At 74.4% G+C, this 18,161-nt stretch carries 10 protein-coding genes; 4 read left to right on the top strand and 6 right to left on the bottom strand.

The window, feature by feature from the left end:
* Positions 1-320 precede the first annotated feature (320 nt).
* Positions 321-881: a MarR family transcriptional regulator gene (locus AB0N31_RS34635; protein WP_366062495.1), complete on the bottom strand. Its 561-nt coding sequence runs from the start codon at positions 879-881 to the stop codon at positions 321-323.
* A 123-nt stretch (positions 882-1,004) separates the two neighbouring features.
* Here AB0N31_RS34635 and AB0N31_RS34630 point away from each other — a divergent pair, with 123 nt between their 5' ends.
* Complete coding sequence (locus AB0N31_RS34630; protein ID WP_366062494.1) at positions 1,005-2,297, top strand: MFS transporter; 1,293 nt, start codon at positions 1,005-1,007, stop codon at positions 2,295-2,297.
* A 65-nt stretch (positions 2,298-2,362) separates the two neighbouring features.
* On the opposite strand, the gene AB0N31_RS34625 is transcribed toward AB0N31_RS34630, so the two are convergent.
* The 3 genes from AB0N31_RS34625 to AB0N31_RS34615 form a co-directional block, all read right to left on the bottom strand.
* Positions 2,363-3,160 (bottom strand): methyltransferase domain-containing protein, encoded by a 798-nt coding sequence (locus tag AB0N31_RS34625; protein ID WP_366062493.1) that lies wholly within the window; start codon positions 3,158-3,160, stop codon positions 2,363-2,365.
* Positions 3,161-3,233: 73 nt separating this feature from the next.
* The gene (locus AB0N31_RS34620) at positions 3,234-4,889 is read right to left on the bottom strand and encodes a SpoIIE family protein phosphatase (protein WP_366062492.1); all 1,656 of its coding nucleotides are present in this window, start codon (positions 4,887-4,889) and stop codon (positions 3,234-3,236) included.
* 264 nt (positions 4,890-5,153) lie between these two features.
* Positions 5,154-6,530, bottom strand: coding sequence for an NAD(P)/FAD-dependent oxidoreductase (locus AB0N31_RS34615; RefSeq protein WP_366062491.1), 1,377 nt, complete (start codon positions 6,528-6,530; stop codon positions 5,154-5,156).
* A 406-nt stretch (positions 6,531-6,936) separates the two neighbouring features.
* Between AB0N31_RS34615 and AB0N31_RS34610 the strand changes: the two genes are divergently transcribed.
* Both AB0N31_RS34610 and AB0N31_RS34605 read left to right on the top strand, forming a co-directional pair.
* Positions 6,937-7,701 carry a helix-turn-helix domain-containing protein gene (locus tag AB0N31_RS34610; protein WP_366062489.1) on the top strand — a complete coding sequence of 255 codons (765 nt, stop codon included), beginning with the start codon at positions 6,937-6,939 and terminating at the stop codon, positions 7,699-7,701.
* Positions 7,702-8,133: 432 nt separating this feature from the next.
* The gene (locus tag AB0N31_RS34605; protein WP_366062488.1) at positions 8,134-10,089 is read left to right on the top strand and encodes a sigma-70 family RNA polymerase sigma factor; all 1,956 of its coding nucleotides are present in this window, start codon (positions 8,134-8,136) and stop codon (positions 10,087-10,089) included.
* On the opposite strand, the gene AB0N31_RS34600 is transcribed toward AB0N31_RS34605, so the two are convergent.
* Together AB0N31_RS34600 and AB0N31_RS34595 are read right to left on the bottom strand one after the other, a co-directional pair.
* A complete protein-coding gene (locus AB0N31_RS34600) occupies positions 10,076-13,603 on the bottom strand; it encodes a BTAD domain-containing putative transcriptional regulator (protein ID WP_366062487.1) in 3,528 nt (1,175 codons plus the stop codon). The genes AB0N31_RS34605 and AB0N31_RS34600 overlap by 14 nt on opposite strands.
* Before the next feature lie 179 nt (positions 13,604-13,782).
* Complete coding sequence (locus AB0N31_RS34595) at positions 13,783-15,930, bottom strand: asparagine synthase-related protein (RefSeq protein WP_366062486.1); 2,148 nt, start codon at positions 15,928-15,930, stop codon at positions 13,783-13,785.
* Between the two features lie 722 nt (positions 15,931-16,652).
* Between AB0N31_RS34595 and AB0N31_RS34590 the strand changes: the two genes are divergently transcribed.
* Positions 16,653-18,077, top strand: coding sequence for an MFS transporter (locus tag AB0N31_RS34590; protein WP_363090785.1), 1,425 nt, complete (start codon positions 16,653-16,655; stop codon positions 18,075-18,077).
* Positions 18,078-18,161: the final 84 nt, after the last annotated feature.

The raw sequence follows: 18,161 nt of genomic DNA, 5'->3' as shown, positions 1-18,161 counted from the left end.
GCTTCCTTTCCGGCGGTTCCGACTCTATCAGATCCTTTCGGCCCCGATTCCCCGTCGGAGGGGGTTGCCTTCCCGGCCCTTGGGCCGTTCCGACGTCTCAAACCTTAGCGGATCCTCCCCGGCGAGCGCTAATCGAGCTGCCGGACCCAAATCGAATTGAATTCGGGCACGCCGAATACAACCCCGCTGGGAGATCTTGCTTTGGTTTGTGTGCCGCTATTGCGGCGGAGGTGTCACCGGAGAACCGTTACGGCTCCGCGGCAACCCGAAGAACCTTACGGAGCGGGCGGAGGGCTGTCAAGTAGCTCTTGTCAAGATCTTTAGTCCAGGTCGGTGAGGCGTCCGCCGGCGTCCGGCTGGGCGTGCTCCACCCGGCGAAGGAGCCTGATCAGGACATCGCCGAGAGCCGTGCGGTCGTCGGCGGAGAGGTCCTGGAGGAGGTCCTCCTCGAAGACCGTCGCCAGTCGCATCGCCTCGAGCCACTTCTCCCTGCCCTCGGTCGTCAGCTCCACGATCACCCGGACCCGGTTGGTCTCGTCCCGCTGCCGGGTCACCAGACCTTCCGCGACCATGCGGTCTATCCGGTGGGTCATCGCGGCCGGCGTCAGACCCAGGCGCTTGGCCAGGTCGCTGGGACCCATGCGGTAGGGGGCGCCGGAGAGGACGAGGGCCTTGAGGACCTCCCAGTCGGCGTTGCTGATGCCGAGCCCGGCGGTCTGGCGGCCGTAGGCGACGTTCATGCGGCGGTTCAGGCGGGAGAGCGCCGAGACGATCTGCTCGACCTGGGGGTCGAGGTCCTGGAACTCCCGCTGGTAGGCGGCGATCTGCTCTTCGAGGGTCGGCTCGCCGCCGATGCCCGTACTGCCGGAGGTGTCGCCCATGGGCGTCAGTATCGCACGGGGCTCGTTGGCGTTGAAGTTCTTCGGAGTGTACTGTTTAGCTTCGAAATTTATCTTCGAAGTCTTCGGTTCTAAGAACTGGGACTCATCAACTACCTGGAAGAGGTGAACGTGACCAGGGCCATGGGCGCAGCGATGCGCCGGATCCACGTGGGCAACGCACTCAGCGCGTTCGGGCTCGGCTTCACCGTCCCCTACCTGTACGTCTATGTGGCGCAGGTGCGGGGGCTCGGTGCCGTGACGGCGGGGCTCGTGCTCGCCGTGTTCGCCGTGGCCGCGCTGATCGTGCTGCCGTTCGCCGGCCGGGCGATCGTGCGGCGCGGCCCGTTGCCGGTGCTGATCGCCGCCCTGGTCACCGCCGCGCTGGGCGCACTGAGCCTGGGACTCGCCGGGAACGCCGCCGCCGTACTGGCCGCCGCGGCCGCGCTGGGGGCCGGGCAGGCCGTGATGCAGCCGGCGCTGGCCACGATGATCGTGGACTGCTCGACCGCGGAGACCCGGTCGCGGGCCTTCGCGACGCAGTTCTTCCTGCAGAACCTGGGTCTCGGGGTCGGTGGGCTCATCGGCGGGCATCTCGTCGACACCACGCGCGTGTCCTCCTTCACCCTGCTGTTCGCGATCGAGGCGGCGATGTTCCTGCTGCTGGTCGTGGTGATGGCGAGCGTCCGGATGCCGCACTCGCCGCGGGTGGAGGGTGCTCCGCGGGGGGCGGCGAAGGGCGGCTGGAAGCAGCTGCTCGGCAACCGGGCCATGGTGCAGTTGTCCGTCCTGGGTTTCGTGCTGTTCTTCGCCTGCTACGGGCAGTTCGAGTCGGGGCTCAGTGCGTACGGGGTGGAGGCCGCGGGCATCTCGACGTCCGCCCTCGGGACCGCTCTCGCCGCCAACACCGCGGTGATCGTCGTCGCGCAGTTCGCGGTGCTGAGGTTCGTCGAGCGGCAGAAGCGGTCGCGGGTGATCGCGGCCGTGGGGCTGATCTGGGCCGTGGCGTGGGCCGTGGCGGGGTACGCCGGGCTCGGGAACGGCAGCCAGGAGATGGCGACGGCCGCGTTCGTGTCGACGTACGCGCTGTTCGGGCTGGGCGAGGCGATGCTGTCGCCGACGGTCGCGCCGCTGGTGGCCGATCTGGCGCCGACCGGGCTCGCCGGGCAGTACAACTCGGCGTTCGCGCTGGTCAAGCAGTTGGCGCTGGCGGTGGGCCCGGCCGTGGGAGGGCCGATGGGGGCGTCGTTGCACGCGCCGTACGTCGTGACGTTCCTGCTGTTCTCGCTGGGGATCACGGTGCTCGCACTGCGGCTGGGGCGGCAGCTCACCGTCGTGCAGGATCAGCCGTGGGTGGCGCGGAAGCGGGTGGTGGCCCGGGGAGGGGCCGCAGTGGAGCCGGTCGCCGCGGAGGCGTGAGGCACGGAGGGGAGGCGGCCGTCGTCGGGAGGCGACGGCCGCCTTCTGCGTGTCGGGGACCGGGGTCAGCGGTCGGCCGTCACCAGGGTCGCGGTGAAGGGGAAGACCGTCGTGTCGGCGGGGAGCGCGGCGCGGACGGTGTCGGCGGCTCGGGTGAGGGCCTCCTCGCCCCCGGTCCCGGTGATCGTCCGGCCCCAGGGGATCGCGGAGAGGTGGCCGGGGACGTGGTCCCGGAGCGGGGGGAGGGTGATGGCGAAGGTGAGGTCGCGGCGGGTCGTCCGCCGGAAGCCCGCTGCGTCCAGGGTGGCGGTGAGGCGGTCCGCGGCGTGGAAGGCTTCCTGGAAGTCCGCTGCCGCGTCCGGACCGCCGTACTGCCGCACCGCTCGGAGCTGGGCGGCGAAGTAGGGGGACGCTTCGAGGTTCGACCAGACGGTGGCGGCGAAGCGGCCTCGGGGGCGCAGCACGCGGGCCGTCTCGCGCAGGGCGGCGTCGAGGTCGGGGAAGAACTGGGCGCCCTGCTGGCAGAGGACGACGTCGAAGGTCGCGTCCGGGTAGGGGAGGTCGTCGGCGGGTGCGGCGGTGAACTCGATGTCGGGATAGAGGCGCGGGTGGTGCTCCACGGCGACCTTGAGCATCGCCTCGTCGGGGTCGGCGCCGGCGACGCGGCCGGTGGGGCCGGCCTGTGCGGCGGCGGCGCGGGCCGCGAAGCCGGTGCCGCACGCGAGGTCGAGGACGGTGGCGCCGGGGTAGAGGTCCGCGGCGTCCACGAGTGCGGTCACGAAGGGCGCCATGAGGGGCGCGACGTAGTGTTCGTAGCGCTCGGGGGCGCTTCCCTTGAGGTGAAAGCCCGTTGCGTCTGCCATGGGGAGCTACTAGCACCGGGAGGGGCGTTCGCCTAGGTGGCGCGCGCCAGGGAATGGGTGTTCGAGGCTGGTTTCAGTCGGTGGGCTTGGGCAGGACGAACTCGCACCACACCGCTTTTCCGCCGCCGAGGATGCGTCTGCTGCCCCAGTTGGAGGCGATCGTGGCGACGATGGCGATGCCCCGGCCCGACTCGTCGGCGGGCTCCGCGCGGCGGCGGCGTGGCAGGTGGTCGTCGCCGTCGGTGACCTCGATGATCAGGCGGCGGTCGGTACGGCGCAGACGCAGGCGCATGGGCGGGATGCCGTGCTGGAGGGAGTTGGCGACGAGTTCGCTGGTGGCGAGGACTCCCAGGTCGTGCAGCTCGGCGGGGAAGCGCCAGCTGGTGAGGACGCCGGAGGCGAAGGCACGCGCGCGGGGGGCCGCCTCGACGCCGCCGAGCAGTTCCAGGGCGGCGTTGTGGAACAGCTCGCCCTCGGGGCCGGTGCGGGCGGGGTGCTGGAGGACCAGGACGGCCACGTCGTCGTCGTGGTCCGCGGCGACGCCGGCCGAGCGGACCAGGCGGTCGCAGACCACCTGGGGGGAGCCGGTGGCGCCGGCCAGGGCACGCTCCAGGGCGGCGATGCCCTCGTCGAGGTCCTCGTTGCGCCGCTCGACCAGGCCGTCGGTGTAGAGGACTGCGGTGGACCCCGGGCCGAGGGGGATCGAGCCGGAGGCGTGCATCCAGCCGCCCGTGCCGAGCGGGGGGCCGGTGGGTTCGTCGGCGCGCTGGACGGTGCCGCTCTCGTCGCGGACCAGGATCGGCAGGTGGCCCGCGGAGGCGTACACCAGCCGCCCCTCGTTGGGGTCGTGGATGGCGTACACGCAGGTGGCGATCTGGTTGGCGTCGATCTCCATGGCGAGGCCGTCGAGGAGCTGGAGGATCTCGTGCGGCGGGAGGTCGAGGCGGGCGTAGGCGCGGACGGCGGTGCGGAGCTGGCCCATGACGGCGGCCGCCCGGACGCCGCGGCCCATGACGTCGCCGATGACGAGGGCGGTGCGGCCGCCGCCGAGGGTGATGACGTCGTACCAGTCGCCGCCGACCGCCGCCTCGGTGCCGCCGGGGTGGTAGGTGGCGGCGATGCGGAGGTCGTCGGGTTCTTCCAGCTCCTGGGGGAGCAGGGAGCGCTGGAGGGTGACGGCGGTCTCGCGCTGGCGGCGCTCGCTGGCTCTGAGCCGTTCGGCGGCTTCGGCGTGGTCGGTGACGTCGGTGGCGAACACCAGGACGGCGCTCTCGCCGTGGTTCTCCGGGACCGGGGTGCAGGTGAAGGTGTAGGAGCGGCCGTCGGGCGCCTTGCGGGACTTCAGGGTGCGGGGCTTGCCGCTGCGCTGGGCCTGGTCGAGGAGCGGCATCAGGCCCAGGTCGCGCAGCTCGGGGAGGGCGTCGGCGGCGGGTTCGCCGAGGGGCCGTGCGCCGAAGGCCGCCGTGTAGGCGTCGTTGACGTAGGCGAGGCGGTGGTCGGGGCCGTGCACCAGGGCCACCAGGGCCGGGACGCGGTCGAGGACCTCGCGGGCGGGAAGTTCGTCGACGGCGGGCACCGGGGGCGGGTCGTCGTCGGTGAGGTGTTCGGCGCGGGCCGCGGGTACGGAGTTCTCGCTCCGCCGGTCCGTCATGGTGACCGGGTGCTCCGCTCGCGCGGCGGCGCGGCGCTGCGTTCCGGGGAGGCGGGCGCTCCAGCGCGTGAAGTTCACGAATCCTTGCCTCGTGTAGTCGTCGACGGCCGGCTCCGGGCCCGGCCTGCCTGGGCTGCGAAGGCCGCGCGGCGGTGGCGGCACATTGTTGCAGCACCCGGGGTGTGGAGCACGGGGGAACAGCCTCGTGGGTCGGCGGGGGCGGGTGGTGGCCCGCCGGGGGCTCGGGAGGGGCGGTGAGCAGGGAGCAGTCTGGCAGTGCGGCCGCCGTCCGGGCCGACATTCGTCAGACGTGGGAGCGGTCGGTGGAGTTCCTGGATCGGGTCAGGACGACCCCTTCGGGTCGCCGGAAGACTCGTCAGAAGGCTTTCCACCGGCAGCGAGTTCGAACTCCGCGCGGGGGTGTTCGAGGGATCCGAGCGAGACGATCTCCCGTTTGAAGAGTCCGGACAGCGTCCACTCCGCGAGCACGCGCGCCTTGCGGTTGAAGGTGGGGATGCGGCTGAGGTGGTAGGCGCGGTGTATGAACCAGGCCGGGTAGCCCTTCAGCTTGCGTCCGTAGACGTGCGCGACGCCCTTGTGCAGCCCCAGGGAGGCGACCGAGCCGACGTATTTGTGCGCGTACGTCTGCAGGGGCTCGCCGCGCAGGGAGCGGGCGATGTTGTCGCCGAGGAGCTTGGCCTGGCGTACCGCGTGCTGGGCGTTCGGGGCGGTGTGCGCGCCGGGCCGGTCGGCGGTCACGTCGGGGACGGCGGCGGCGTCCCCGGCCGCCCACGCGTGCGTGACGCCCTCGATGGTCAGCTCCGGGGTGCACTTGAGGCGGCCGCGCTCGGTGCGGGGCAGGTCGCTGGCGTCGAGCACCGGGTGGGGTTTGACGCCGGCGGTCCACACGACCGTACGGGTCGGGAAGCGGGCGCCGTCGCTGAGGACGGCGACACGGTCCGCGCACGACTCCAGGCGGGTGCCGAGGCGGACGTCGATGTTGCGGCGGCGCAGCTCGCTGACCGTGTAGCGCCCCATGTCCTCGCCGACCTCCGGAAGGATCCGGTCGGAGGCCTCGACGAGGATCCACTTCAGGTCCTCGGGCTTGACGTTGTGGTAGTAGCGCGTGGTGTAGCGGGCCATGTCCTCCAGCTCGGCGAGCGCCTCCACGCCCGCGAAGCCGCCGCCGACGAAGACGAAGGTGAGGGCCGCGTCACGGATCGCGGGATCGCGCGTGGAGGAGGCGATGTCCATCTGTTCGATGACGTGGTTGCGCAGGCCGATGGCCTCTTCGACCGTCTTGAAGCCGATGGCGTGGTCGGCGAGGCCGGGGATGGGCAGGGTGCGGGAGACCGAGCCGGGCGCGAGGACCAGTTCGTCGTACGTCAGCCGGCGCGGGCCGGTGCCCTCCTCGTCCGTGGCGAGGGTGGTCAGGGTCGCGGTGCGCCGGGCGTGGTCGACGGCGGTGACCTCGCCGGCGACGATCCGGCAGTGCGGCAGGACGCGGCGCAGCGGTACGACGACGTGCCGCGGGGAGACGGCGCCCGCGGCCGCCTCGGGCAGGAACGGCTGGTACGTCATGTACGGGTCGGGCGTGACGACCGTGATCTCGACCTCGCCCCGGCCAATCTCCTGTCTCAGCTGCCGCTGGAGCCGCAGGGCCGTGTACATCCCGACGTAGCCACCGCCGACAACGAGAATGCGCGCACGTTCCTTCACCCTCCCATGACGCACCCCGCGCCGGAGTTTGTCCACAGGCCCGACAAGTTCGTGTGACCGCGGGCCGAGTGCGGGCGGGGACGGCCGAAACGTCGTCGGGAGGGACAGGAGCGCAGGTCGGACCGGGTTCGCCGGGGTGCGGGAAGGGGCATTATCGGGACGTATGCGGTCCGTGCTCCGATCGGGGGGCGCTCCGTGCGGAACCTGCCCCTTCTGAATTGACTCCCTCTCAACTATGTTCGTGTGTCGACGGGGTGCAGGGGGAAGCGCTCGTCGGGTCCGCGAGGTGCTGCTGAGCAGCGCCTCATCGGCGGGTCCGGTTCCGTTGTCCCCTGTTCCATGCGCCTCGTGCATTCGATGGCGGGGAGAGTCTCCGGGGGGAGACGTCATTACCGGGGGAACATTCATGCACATTCAGGACACGCATTGGTCGTCCGCGTCCACACTCGGACCGGGCGGCATCGTAAGCGCGGCGACGGGCAAGGGACGCGGGGACACCTCGCGGACCACGCCGCTGCGCGTGGACGCACAGCGCAATCTGGAGCACGTGCTGCGTGCGGCGCGCGAGGTCTTCGGCGAGCTGGGGTACGGCGCGCCGATGGAGGACGTGGCGCGGCGCGCGCGGGTGGGCGTCGGCACGGTGTACCGGCGCTTCCCCAGCAAGGACGTCCTGGTGCGGCGGATAGCCGAGGAGGAGACCTCCCGGCTGACCGACCAGGCACGGACGGCGCTGGGACAGGAGGACGAGCCGTGGTCGGCGCTGTCACGCTTCCTGCGCACGTCGGTGGCGTCCGGCGCCGGGCGGCTGCTGCCGCCGCAGGTGCTGCGGGTCGGCGGCGCCGAGGAGGGCGCGGAGAGCGCCGTCGCCGACGGGGCCCGGGTTCCGCAGCAGCGGAACCAGCCGGGCGGCGAGCTGCGCCTGCTCGCCGACGCGGGCGCGCAGGCCGTCGTGGACGACACCGGGGCGGCGGCCCTGCTCGACGTCGTGGGCCAGCTGGTGGCCCGGGCACGGACGGCGGGCGCGTTGCGGCCGGACGTCTCGGTGTCGGACGTCCTGCTGGTCATCGCCACCGCGGCACCCTCCCTGCCGGACCCGGCACACCAGGCGGCGGCTTCGTCCCGGTTGCTGGACATCCTGCTGGAGGGGTTGCGATCCCGGCCGGTCTCCTAGCCGGTGCGGGGCGGGGTTGGTTCGCGGCCCCGCGCCGCGGGCCCTTCGCGCGGGTCGGCCGGTGCCACGGGTTCCGTGAGTTCTGTGGGCTCGTGAGTTCTGTGGGCCTGTGGGTTCTGTCGACTCCTTGGGCCGTGCGGTCCGTGGGTCCCGCGGGTCCGCGGGTGGCCGTCGGACGGTTGTGGGCGGGGGCTCGCCCGGTTCGCCGGGTGAGCCCCCGCCTGCTCGAGGCGTGTGTCGACCGTGGGCGTCGACCGATCCCCGCCGAGGGCCCGGGAAGCCTTCCCCGTTCGAGTGAACTTCCGTGGCGGGTGCGGACAAGTCCCCACGGACGAGTGGACGACTCCTCCCGCGGGGGCCTGGACAAAAACCGATATGGCACGCTGACCCGGTGGTCGGGACCGGTTCGGCAGGCGGCGGGGGCATTCCGCGATGAGCGTTGACGGCACGGACGGGTCACCGGGCGACGGTGACGCGCAGACCGGTGACCGGGTCCCGCCCCGGGTGCCCGGTCAGGGCGGGCGCACGGGCGTCCCCGGGGGTGAACGTCCCGCCCCGGTCGAGGGCGGTCTCCCGGTCGAGTCCGGCCCGCCCGTCGAGGGCGGCGTCCCGGCGCAGCGCGAATGGCGCGGGGACAGCGTCCTGCCGCCGCTGCGGGGGGCTCCGCCCGCCGACTCCGACCTGATCGCCCGGATGCGCTCCGGGGACGACACGGCGTACGAGGAGCTGTACCGGCGCCATGCCGACGCCGTGCGCCGGTATGCGCGCACCTGTTGCCGGGACGCCCACACCGCGGACGACCTCACCGCCGAGGTCTTCGCCCGCGTGCTCCAGGCGGTACGCCGCGGCTCCGGCCCCGAGCACGCCGTACGCGCCTATCTGCTCACCTCGGTGCGCCGGGTGGCCGCCGGCTGGACGCGGTCCGCGAAGCGGGAGCAACTGGTCGACGACTTCGCGGTGTTCGCCGCGCACGCCGCCCGCTCCTCCGAGGTGTCCGGCGAGGACGCCCTCGACCTCGGCGCCGACGTACGGGCCATGCACGAGGCCGAGCAGTCCATGGCCGTGCGGGCCTTCCGCTCGCTGCCGGAGCGCTGGCAGGCCGTGCTGTGGCACACCGAGGTCGAGGACGAGTCGCCGAGCGAGGTCGCCACGCTGTTCGGCCTCGACGCCAACGGCACCCGCGTGCTCGCCAGCCGCGCCCGCGAGGGTCTCAAGCAGGCCTATCTCCAGGCGCACGTCAGCGCGACCCTGACCAGCGACGAGGAGTGCTCCCGCTACGCCGACCAGCTCGGCACCTACGCCCGCCGCCGGCTGCGCACCCGCGCCGAGCGGGGGCTGCGCAAGCACCTGGAGGAGTGCGCCAGGTGCCGGCTGGCCGCCCTCCAGATCGAGGAGGTCGCCGGCGGCATCCCCGCCGTCGTGCCGGTCGCGGTCGTCGGCTGGTTCGGCGCCGCGGGGTACGCCAAGGCCGTCGCGCTCATCACCGGTGGTGCCGGGGCGGCGGGCGCGGCCGCGGCGGCCGGCGGTACCGGGGGGACGGGTGCCGGGGCCGTCGCCTCGGAAGGCCTGGGTGCGCCGGTGAAGGCCGGTGCCGCGGCCGGTGTGGTCGCGGTGGCGGTCGCGGTGGTGGCGCTCGCCCTGGTCGGCGACGACAGCCCGGCCGACCAGCCGGTGGCCGGGCCCTCGGCCTCCGCATCGGCCGTCCTGCCCGAGGCACCGGCGTCCGTGCCCACACCTGCGCCCACGCCCGTGGAGCCCGGCCCGCCGCCCCCGGTGGTCGTCCCGGCGGCGGCCCCCGCCCCGGCTCTCCCCGCCCCGGCTCTCCCCGCCCCGAAGCCGACCTCCGCCACCCGGAAGCCGACGCCCACGCCGCCTGCCCCTCCCGCGCCCGAGTCGACGCCGCCCCCGACGCGCGCCCCCATCCCCACTCCGACGCCCCCGCCCCCGCCCGCCCCGGTGGTCTACGAGCTGAGCGAGCTGCCCTTCGACGTCGCCGGGGACGGCACCGGGCCGGAGATCCGCCTCAGCGGGAGCAGCTGGGTGTGGCAGCGGTACGGCCTGTCCGTCGCCGGCCGCGAGTACGCGCACGGGGTGACCGTGCACGGCGACTCCTCCGTCACGATCGACCTCAACCGCACCTGCACCGCCTACGACGCCGTGGCCGGTGTCGACGACCTGACGCAGAAGCTCGGCAAGGTCGTCTTCTCCGTCCACGCCGACGGGGTCCGGCTGTGGTCGTCCGGGACCGTCAGGGGCGGCGACCCCGCCGTTCCCGTCCACGTGGACCTGGTCGGCCGGGAGACCGTGACGCTGGTGGTCGAGCCGCACAACCATCTCGACACGGTGGCGCTCGCGGACTGGGCCGAGTCGAAGTTCACCTGCACGTAGCGGTCGAGGGCCTCTCGTTCGGATCAGGCCGGGCTCGCGGGGTCCGGCACGACCCCAACGAGAGGCCCTGGGGGTCCGGAGTGCCGGTGGCCGGTGCCGGGTGGGCGTGCACGGCCTCGGTGAGTTCGCGCAGGGCGCCGGTCACCGTCAGGGCCGTGCCCCGGGCCCGTTCGGCCTCGTGCCGTTCGGTGCCCAGGGCCTCACGGGCGGCCGCCTCGGCCCGCTCGGCCAGGGCGTGCTGCGGGGCGGGGCGCGGATGGGGGGCGTACAGCGTGTCGGCGGCCGCGAGCAGCCGGGCCGAGCGCGGGAAGTCCCCGAGCCGGGCCAGCAGGGTCGCCGCGCCGTCGACGATCACCGAGGTGACGGCCTCGGCGCAGTGATCGGCCAGCGCGCGGCGCAGGGTGTCGGCGAGCAGCGCCAGGGCGGGCTCCGGACCCGACTCGGCGGCGGTGACCTCCGCCTCGAGCATCCCCAGTGCCGCGGTGAACTGGGGTGGCGGTGTGCCCGCGGACGTGGCGGTGCGGCTCGCGTCGCACAACTCCCGCGCGCGGGCGGTGTCGCCCTCGTCCACGGCGACCTGGGCGCGCAGCATGAGCACGAACGCGCGGGCGTCCGCCACGCCGTAGCGCTCGGCCGCGGCGTTCGCCTCGTCGAGGGCGGCCAGGGCGCCCGCCCGGTCACCCGAACGGTAGGCGATCTCCGCGAGGCGGGCGATGAGGAACGGCGACTCCGCGTAGGCACCGACCTCGTAGGCGAGCCGCAGCGCCTCCCGGTACTCCCGCTCGGCCTCCGCGAACCTGCCGCGGGCCATCTCCGCCTCACCGGCCGCGCTGCACACCTGGGCCCGCATCCAGCGGTCGCCGACGCGCCGGCTGAGCACGCGCAGCTCGGCCAGGTCGTCGTCCACGCCCCGCAGCCCGCCGGGGGAGTCGACGACCGCGTGCGTGCGGAACATCAGGACGCAACCCAGTTCCCAGTCGCCGCCGTAGGCGCGGCAGTTGGTCACCGCGGCTTCCAGGATGGCGCGCAGGTCCTCCGCGTCCCGCAGCTGGAAGGCCGTCAGCGGCCAGATCAGGCCGGGCATCCGGGCCGCCTCGGGGCCGCCCGGTCCGTACCGGCCGCGCAGTCGCTGGAGGTACGCGGCGTGGCGGGGGTCCTCCGCCGTCACGCCCCTGGGCTCGGACTCGGACAGCAGGAACAGGTGCAGCATCCGGAGGTTCATCCGCTGGGCGTGCCGCGGGTGGGTCTCCTCGCCGTCGGGCTCGGCGAGGAAGGCGCCGAGGGGGTCGACGGCGGCCACCCGGTCCGCGAGGTCGGCGGGCACGGCGGGATCGACGGGGAGCGCCGGATCGACGGGAACGGCGGAGGCGGTGAGGGGGTCACCGGTGCGGGCGGGGGAGGCGCTCGGCGCGGCGGGGGCGCCCGTCCTCCCTTTCGCCCGGTCCGGGTGCCGGGCGGGGAGCTGGTCGAGGACCGCGCCCAGGCGGAGGGTTCGGTCCGTCCAGGCGGCTCCCTCGTGGCGGTAGTTGCGCAGCCACCAGAACCAGCCCATGGCGAGGCAGAGGGCGGCGGCCTCCTCCTCGTCACCCGCGGCGAGGCTGCGCTGGATCGCGACCCGGATGTTGTCCCGCTCGGTCTCCAGGCGGGAGATCCAGGGGAGTTGCTCGGCGGAGCGCAGCAGGGGGTCGGCCCGTTCGACGAGCGCGCGCACCCAGGCCCGGTGCCGTCGCTCGGCCGCCGCGCGCACCGCGGGGGTCTCGGCGGCACGCTCGGTGGCGTACTCGTGGATGGTCTCCAGCATGCGGTAGCGCATGCGGTCGCCGCCTTCCCGCGTACCGGCGGCCGCGACGACCAGGGACTTGTCGACGAGCGCTCCCACGAGGTCGGCGACGGGGCCGGTGCACACCGCCTCCGCCGCCTCCAGGTCCCACCCGCCCGCGAACACGGACAGCTCGCGCAGCACGGTGCGCTCCGGCTCGTCGAGCAGGTCCCAGGACCAGTCGACGACGGCCCGCAGGGTCTGCTGGCGGGGCAGAGCCGTACGGCTGCCGGAGGTGAGGAGGCGGAAGCGGTCGTCGAGACGGTCGGCGATCTGACGGGGGGTGAGCAGCCGGAGCCGGGCGGCGGCCAGTTCGATGGCGAGGGGCAGCCCGTCCAGCCGCCGGCAGATCTCCGCCACCGCTTCCCCGTCCCGCGGGGCGACGGCCGTGTCGGGACGGACGGTGGCCGCGCGCTCGGTGAAGAGGCGGTGCGCCTGTTCGGGGAGGAGGGGCTCGACCGGGCGGACCGCCTCGCCGGGGACGCCCAGGGGTTCACGGCTGGTGGCGAGGATCGTGAGCCCGGGGCAGCGGGTGAGCAGGGTCTCGGCGAGGCCGGCGGCGGCGCCGATGACATGTTCGCAGTTGTCGAGGATCAGGAGTTGGCTGCGCGGGGCGCAGTACTCGACGAGCAGGGCGACCGGATCGTCCTGCGGGGTCACCAGGTCGGTGGTCATCAGCACGGTCTCGCGCAGACCCAGGGCACTGACCACCGCGCCGGGCACCGCCTCCGGCTGGTCGAGCGACGCCAGCTCGACCAGCCACGCCTGCGGGAGACCGGCGGCGGCCTCCTCGGCGAGACGGGTCTTTCCCGAGCCGCCCGGTCCGGTGAGGGTGACGAGGCGGGCCCTGTGCAACGCGGAACGGATGGCGGCGATCTCGGGTTCCCGGCCCACGAAGGAGGTAAGCCGTGGACGGAGGTTGCCGGTGCGTCCGGGGAGCAGCGACGGGGTGAGGGGCGGGTCCGCCCCGGCCGGTGGCGCCGAGCCGGCGAGCAGTTCGCCGTGCAGGGCGCGCAGGGCCGGGCCGGGGTCGGTGCCGAGGCCGTCGGCGAGGGTGCGGCGGGCCCTCTCGTACGCGGCGAGGGCGTCGGCCGAGCGGCCCGTGTCGCGCAGGGCTCGGATGAGGAGCGCGTGCAGCGGTTCGTCGTAGGGGTGGGCGGCGGTCAGTTCGGTCAGCCGGGGTACGGCCTCGTCGGCGCGGCCGAGCAGCAGGTCCGCCTCGGCGCGGGCGCGGGACGCCTCCAGGCGCAGGGCCTCCGGGCGGGCGGCCGCGAAGTGGTCGGGGAGGTCGGCGAGGGCCGGGCCGCGCCACAGGGCGAGGGCCTCGTCCAGCGCGCGGGCGGCCGTGGCCGGGTCGCCCGCGCGCAGGGCCCCGGTGCCCTGTCGTACGAGGCGCTCGAAGACGAACAGGTCGACGTCGTCCTCCGTCGCCGCGAGGCGGTAGCCGCCCGGGGCGGAGGTGACGGTGTCCTTGCCGAGGGTGCGGCGGAGGCGGCCGACGAGGGCCTGGAGTGCGGCGGGGGCGTCCTGGGGCGGGGTGTCGGCCCAGACCTCGTCGATGAGGGTTTCCGGGGTGGCGGTGCGGCCCGGACGCAGGGCGAGGGCGGTGAGGAGAGCGCGGAGGCGAGGGCCGGGAAGGGCTACGGGGGCGCCGTCGTCCGCTGTCTGGGTGACGCCCAGGATTCTGTACCGCACGGGGCCATTGTCTCCGGGGCCGTGCGGCGGGGCACGGGATTTCCGGCGGAGTGGGCCGTCGGCCGACGTGCGGGGGGGGAGCGGCCGTCGGCCCGGCGCGACGGAGGGGCTGCCGGTGGGAGGGCCGGACGGAGCGTCCGGGTGCCGGCCCGCGTGCTGTGCCCGTCGGGCCGCGCGGCTCAGCGCGCGGCCAGGTCCGCGCCCTCGCCCCCCGAGGCCACCGCCCGTCTCTGCGGGGCGATTCCCGCCGGTACCGCGCGGGAGCGGGCCGGGGTGCCGGTCCAGCAGGTGCCTCTTCGGGAGAGGAGGCGGCGGAGCCAGAGTTCGAGGGAGACGAGGTCGGCGAGGCCGTCGAGGGGCAGGGGTTCGCCCGCGGCGGCCCCGCGGAGGGCCTTGCGGACGACGCGGGCTTCGACCAGGCCGGCGTCGGCGAGCAGGGGTGCGTCGAAGAGGGTGATGAGGGGATCCGCCGCCATGCGCAGGCCCGCGCGGGCCGCGGCGGCGGTGGTGGCCTGGGTGGGGGCACCCCAGCCGGGCGGGAGGTCGGCGACCCCGGAGCTCTTGAGGACGGTGCGCAGGATCGCCGCGCGCGCCCCCGGCTGCACGCGCAGGGTCTCGGGCAGCGCGCGGCAGGCGCGTACGACCTGGTTGTCGAGGAAGGGTGCGTGCAGGCGCTGGGAGCGGATCTCGGCGGCCTGTTCCAGGACGCGCAGGTCGGCCGCGTGGCGGGCGAGGGCGGCACGCGCGCGGTAGTCGCCGGGCCGCTGGCCGGGGCTTCCTCCGGCGCGGTGGGCCGTGCTCTGGAGGCGAACCGATACTTCCGCCAGTGCCTCGCCGGTCAGCCACCGCGCCGCCGGGCCGGGCCCGCCCCAGGCGAGGGCGGCCAGCGAGGCGCCCACCGCGCCTTTGGGGTCGTCGAAGCGGCGGTGCATCAGCCGTTCTGCGAGGCCCTCCACCCCCGCCCGGTACGGCGTGCGGGCGAGTCGGCGGGCGGCGCCGTACACGCGCGCGGGGACGAGGACGGAGCCGTCCGCCTTGGTGAGGGCGGCGACGGGGCGCACCAGGTGGCGTCGTTTGCGGTCCATCAGCAGGTCCGCGAGGTGGGCCGGGTGGGCGTCGAGGACCTGGCGGGCGCCGTAGCCCGTGAAGTGGTCGGCGCTGCCGGCGGCGAGGCGGGTGCGGTGGCGGGCGGCGGTCACCAGGCTGGGGCCGGGTTCGTCGGTCAGCGGGCCTTCCAGGTCGGCGTACGGCAGGGTCTCCTCGCCACCGGTCACGACGACGTGGTGCAGGCGGGGGTTGGCGGCGAGGGTGCCGGCCCGTTGCAGTTCCGCCTCGCGTCCGCCGACGGCGAGGTCGTTGAAGGTGACGGCCAGGAGGCGCTCGCCGGCGCCCGTGCCGTGGCCCAGGAGCGTGCCGGGCATGCCGGGCAGGCCGGCGGCGAGGAGCGCGAGCGTCCCGGAGGCGGGGCCTCCGGACAGGTCGGCGCCGATGCCCGGGACGGGCATCCCGCGCGCGGCGCGCCGCTCCGCGGGACCCATGCCGGGTACGGGGCCGGGGTCGATGTCGGGGACGTGCCGGGGCGCGGACAGACGCACGCGGACCGCCTCGACGAGGGCGTCACGGATGGCGTCGACCGCGCTGTCCGGGTCCGCCGGGACGGCCGCCACGGCGAGTGAGGCGACGGGTTCGTAGCCCGCGACCTCCCTGGCCCCGGCCCGCAGGATGAGCGCGTGCCCCGGCGGAACGCGCCGCACGCCGTCGTACGGGGTGGAGTCGTGCACGGCGGCCGGTACGTCGGGGGCGGCGAGGAGGGCCGCGAGGTGGCCGAAGTCGAGGTTGGCCTCGACGAGGTCGGCCAGCGGCAGCGCGGCCGTCGCGTACGCCGTGCCGCCCGCCCAGGGGGTGTGGAACACCGGTCGCGCGCCCGCGAGATCGCCGCAGACGGTGATGCGCCGGTCGACCTGGACGATCGCGGTGTAGCTGCCGGGCCAGGCGGTCAGATGCCGGAGTGCGCCTCCGCGCGCGGCGAACAGGCCGACGCGCAGCTGCTCGTCCGTCGCCCCGCAGGTGCCGAGGACCGCGATCCGGGTCCGGGCGTCGGCCCGCACCACCCGCACCTCGTCGGAACGCCAGTCGCCGACCGCCCACAGCGGATCGGGGTCGCCCCACAGGAGTTGGGAGCCCACCGGTTGCAGTGTCTCGCCGTCGTGACCGATCCGGCCGCCGTCCTCGCCGGCGTACCCGCCGGGGCCGCCGTAGGCCCCCGCTCCGGATGTGCCGGGGCCGGGGGCCGCGGCGGTGCTGCTCCATCCCACCAACCACCGCATCGACGCCTCCACAGGCCGTGGACAACAGCTGCACCGTACGAACGGTTCACATGCTGCCACGAAGAACGCGCCGCAGAGGGAGGTGACGCCGTGCGAGATCCGCGAAGTGCGCCTGCGCGAGCGCCCCCTCGCCACCCTGGAGGGCCGGGTGAACTCCCGCGCGCGGGGCGGCGATCACCGCGTGCACCCCTGCGTGTGCGACGCGAATGCGCCCCCGATACGCTCCCCCGGAACGCCCCGAGCGCCCTGGATTTCCATGGTGGGAGGCGTATTCGCCGACGGAACACAGGGTCGATTTTCGGCCAATTACCGCGCGCGACACCGCCGTTCAAACAGGTTCGCACACGCTCCGTCACAGTCGCGCCCTCGACCCGGCGCGTCGGCCCGGGAGGCGGCGAACGCCCCCCGGACCGCTCCACCGCCCGCGGGGATTGTGGCGGCGGTGTCCCCCAGCCCACTGGATCCAGTACAGCGGGCCGACCCACGCACCGCCCATGGAAGCGCTCCCCCGGTGGCCGGACCAGAGCGCACGGACGGGCGCACGGCCACACGTCGGGAGCACGCCGCAACCGTGCGTATGGGGACCGCACTTGCGTACGGACCACAATCCCGCCATCCGGAAGAATGCCCCTTAACGCTTGGGATGCGGCGAACTACGCTGGGTTTACGAATGCCGCATGGTTATGCCAGCGCGGCAGCCGTCTGTGTCGAGGGGTGGCGCAATGTCCAGGGAGCAACGCGGGCCGAACGAAAAACTCGGCGCCGTTCTCGCCCTCGCGGGAATCAGCAACGCGGGACTCGCACGTCGCGTCAACGATCTCGGCGCCCAACGCGGGTTGACGCTTCGCTACGACAAGACGTCGGTGGCGCGCTGGGTGTCGAAGGGCATGGTGCCGCAGGGTGCCGCGCCGCACCTCATCGCAGCCGCCATCGGCCAGAAGCTCGGCCGGCCCGTGCCCCTGCACGAGATCGGGCTGGCGGACGCGGACCCCGCGCCCGAAGTGGGCCTGGCCTTCCCCAGGGACGTCGGCCAGGCCGTGCGTTCGGCGACCGAGCTGTACCGGCTCGACCTCGCGGGCCGCCGGGCCGGCTCGGGTGGCATCTGGCAGTCGCTGGCCGGCTCGTTCGCGGTGAGCGCATACGCGACGCCCGCCTCACGATGGCTCATAACCCCGGCCGACAGTTCGGTGGCGCGCGAGGTGAACTCCGCCGAGGCCTCGGGCGCACCGCTCAAAGTCGGCCACAGCGACGTGCGGAAACTGCGGGAGGCCGCCGAGGACGCCAGGCGCTGGGACTCCAAGTACGGGGGCGGCGACTGGCGTTCGTCCATGGTGCCGGAGTGCCTGCGGGTGGAGGCCGCGCCCCTGCTGCTCGGCGCGTACTCCGACGAGGTCGGCCGCGCCCTGTTCGGCGCCTCCGCCGAGCTCACCCGGCTCGCGGGCTGGATGGCCTTCGACACCGGCCAGCAGGAGGCCGCCCAGCGCTACTACATCCAGGCGCTGCGCCTCGCGCGCGCGGCCGCCGACGTGCCCCTCGGGGGATACGTCCTGGCCTCCATGTCCCTCCAGGCGACCTACCGCGGCTTCGGGGACGAGGGCGTCGACCTCGCCCAGGCCGCCCTGGAGCGCAACCGCGGCCTGGCCACGGCCCGCACGATGAGCTTCTTCCGCCTCGTCGAGGCACGCGCCCACGCGCGGGCGGGGGACGCCCAGGCCGCCGGCGCCGCCCTCAAGGCGGCCGAGAGCTGGCTGGAGCGGGCCCGCGACGGCGACCACGACCCGTCGTGGCTCGGTTTCTACTCCTACGACCGTTTCGCCGCCGACGCCGCCGAGTGCTACCGCGACCTGAAGGCACCGCGCCAGGTACGCCGCTTCACCGAGCAGGCGCTGTCGCAGCCGACGGAGGAGTTCGTGCGCTCGCACGGCCTGCGGCTCGTCGTCTCGGCCGTCGCCGAGCTGGAATCGGGCAATCTGGACGCGGCCTGCGAGCAGGGCGTGCGGGCGGTCGAGGTGGCCGGCCGGATCTCGTCCGCCCGCACCACCGAGTACGTCAAGGACCTCCTGCACCGCCTGGAGCCGTACGGCGACGAGCCGCGCGTGGTCGAGCTGCGCGAGCGGGCCCGGCCGCTGCTGATGACACCCGCCTAGGGCGTGTTTCGAAAGTAGCGTCGTCTGCCCGAAGGGCAGGCCCGGCGGCGTCTGGTGCGTGCGATCGCAAGGCGGAGGGTCGCC

The sequence above is a fragment of the Streptomyces sp. NPDC051051 genome, assembly GCF_040682975.1.
Taxonomy (GTDB): domain Bacteria; phylum Actinomycetota; class Actinomycetes; order Streptomycetales; family Streptomycetaceae; genus Streptomyces.
This window is presented reverse-complemented; position numbering and strand designations above follow the sequence as displayed.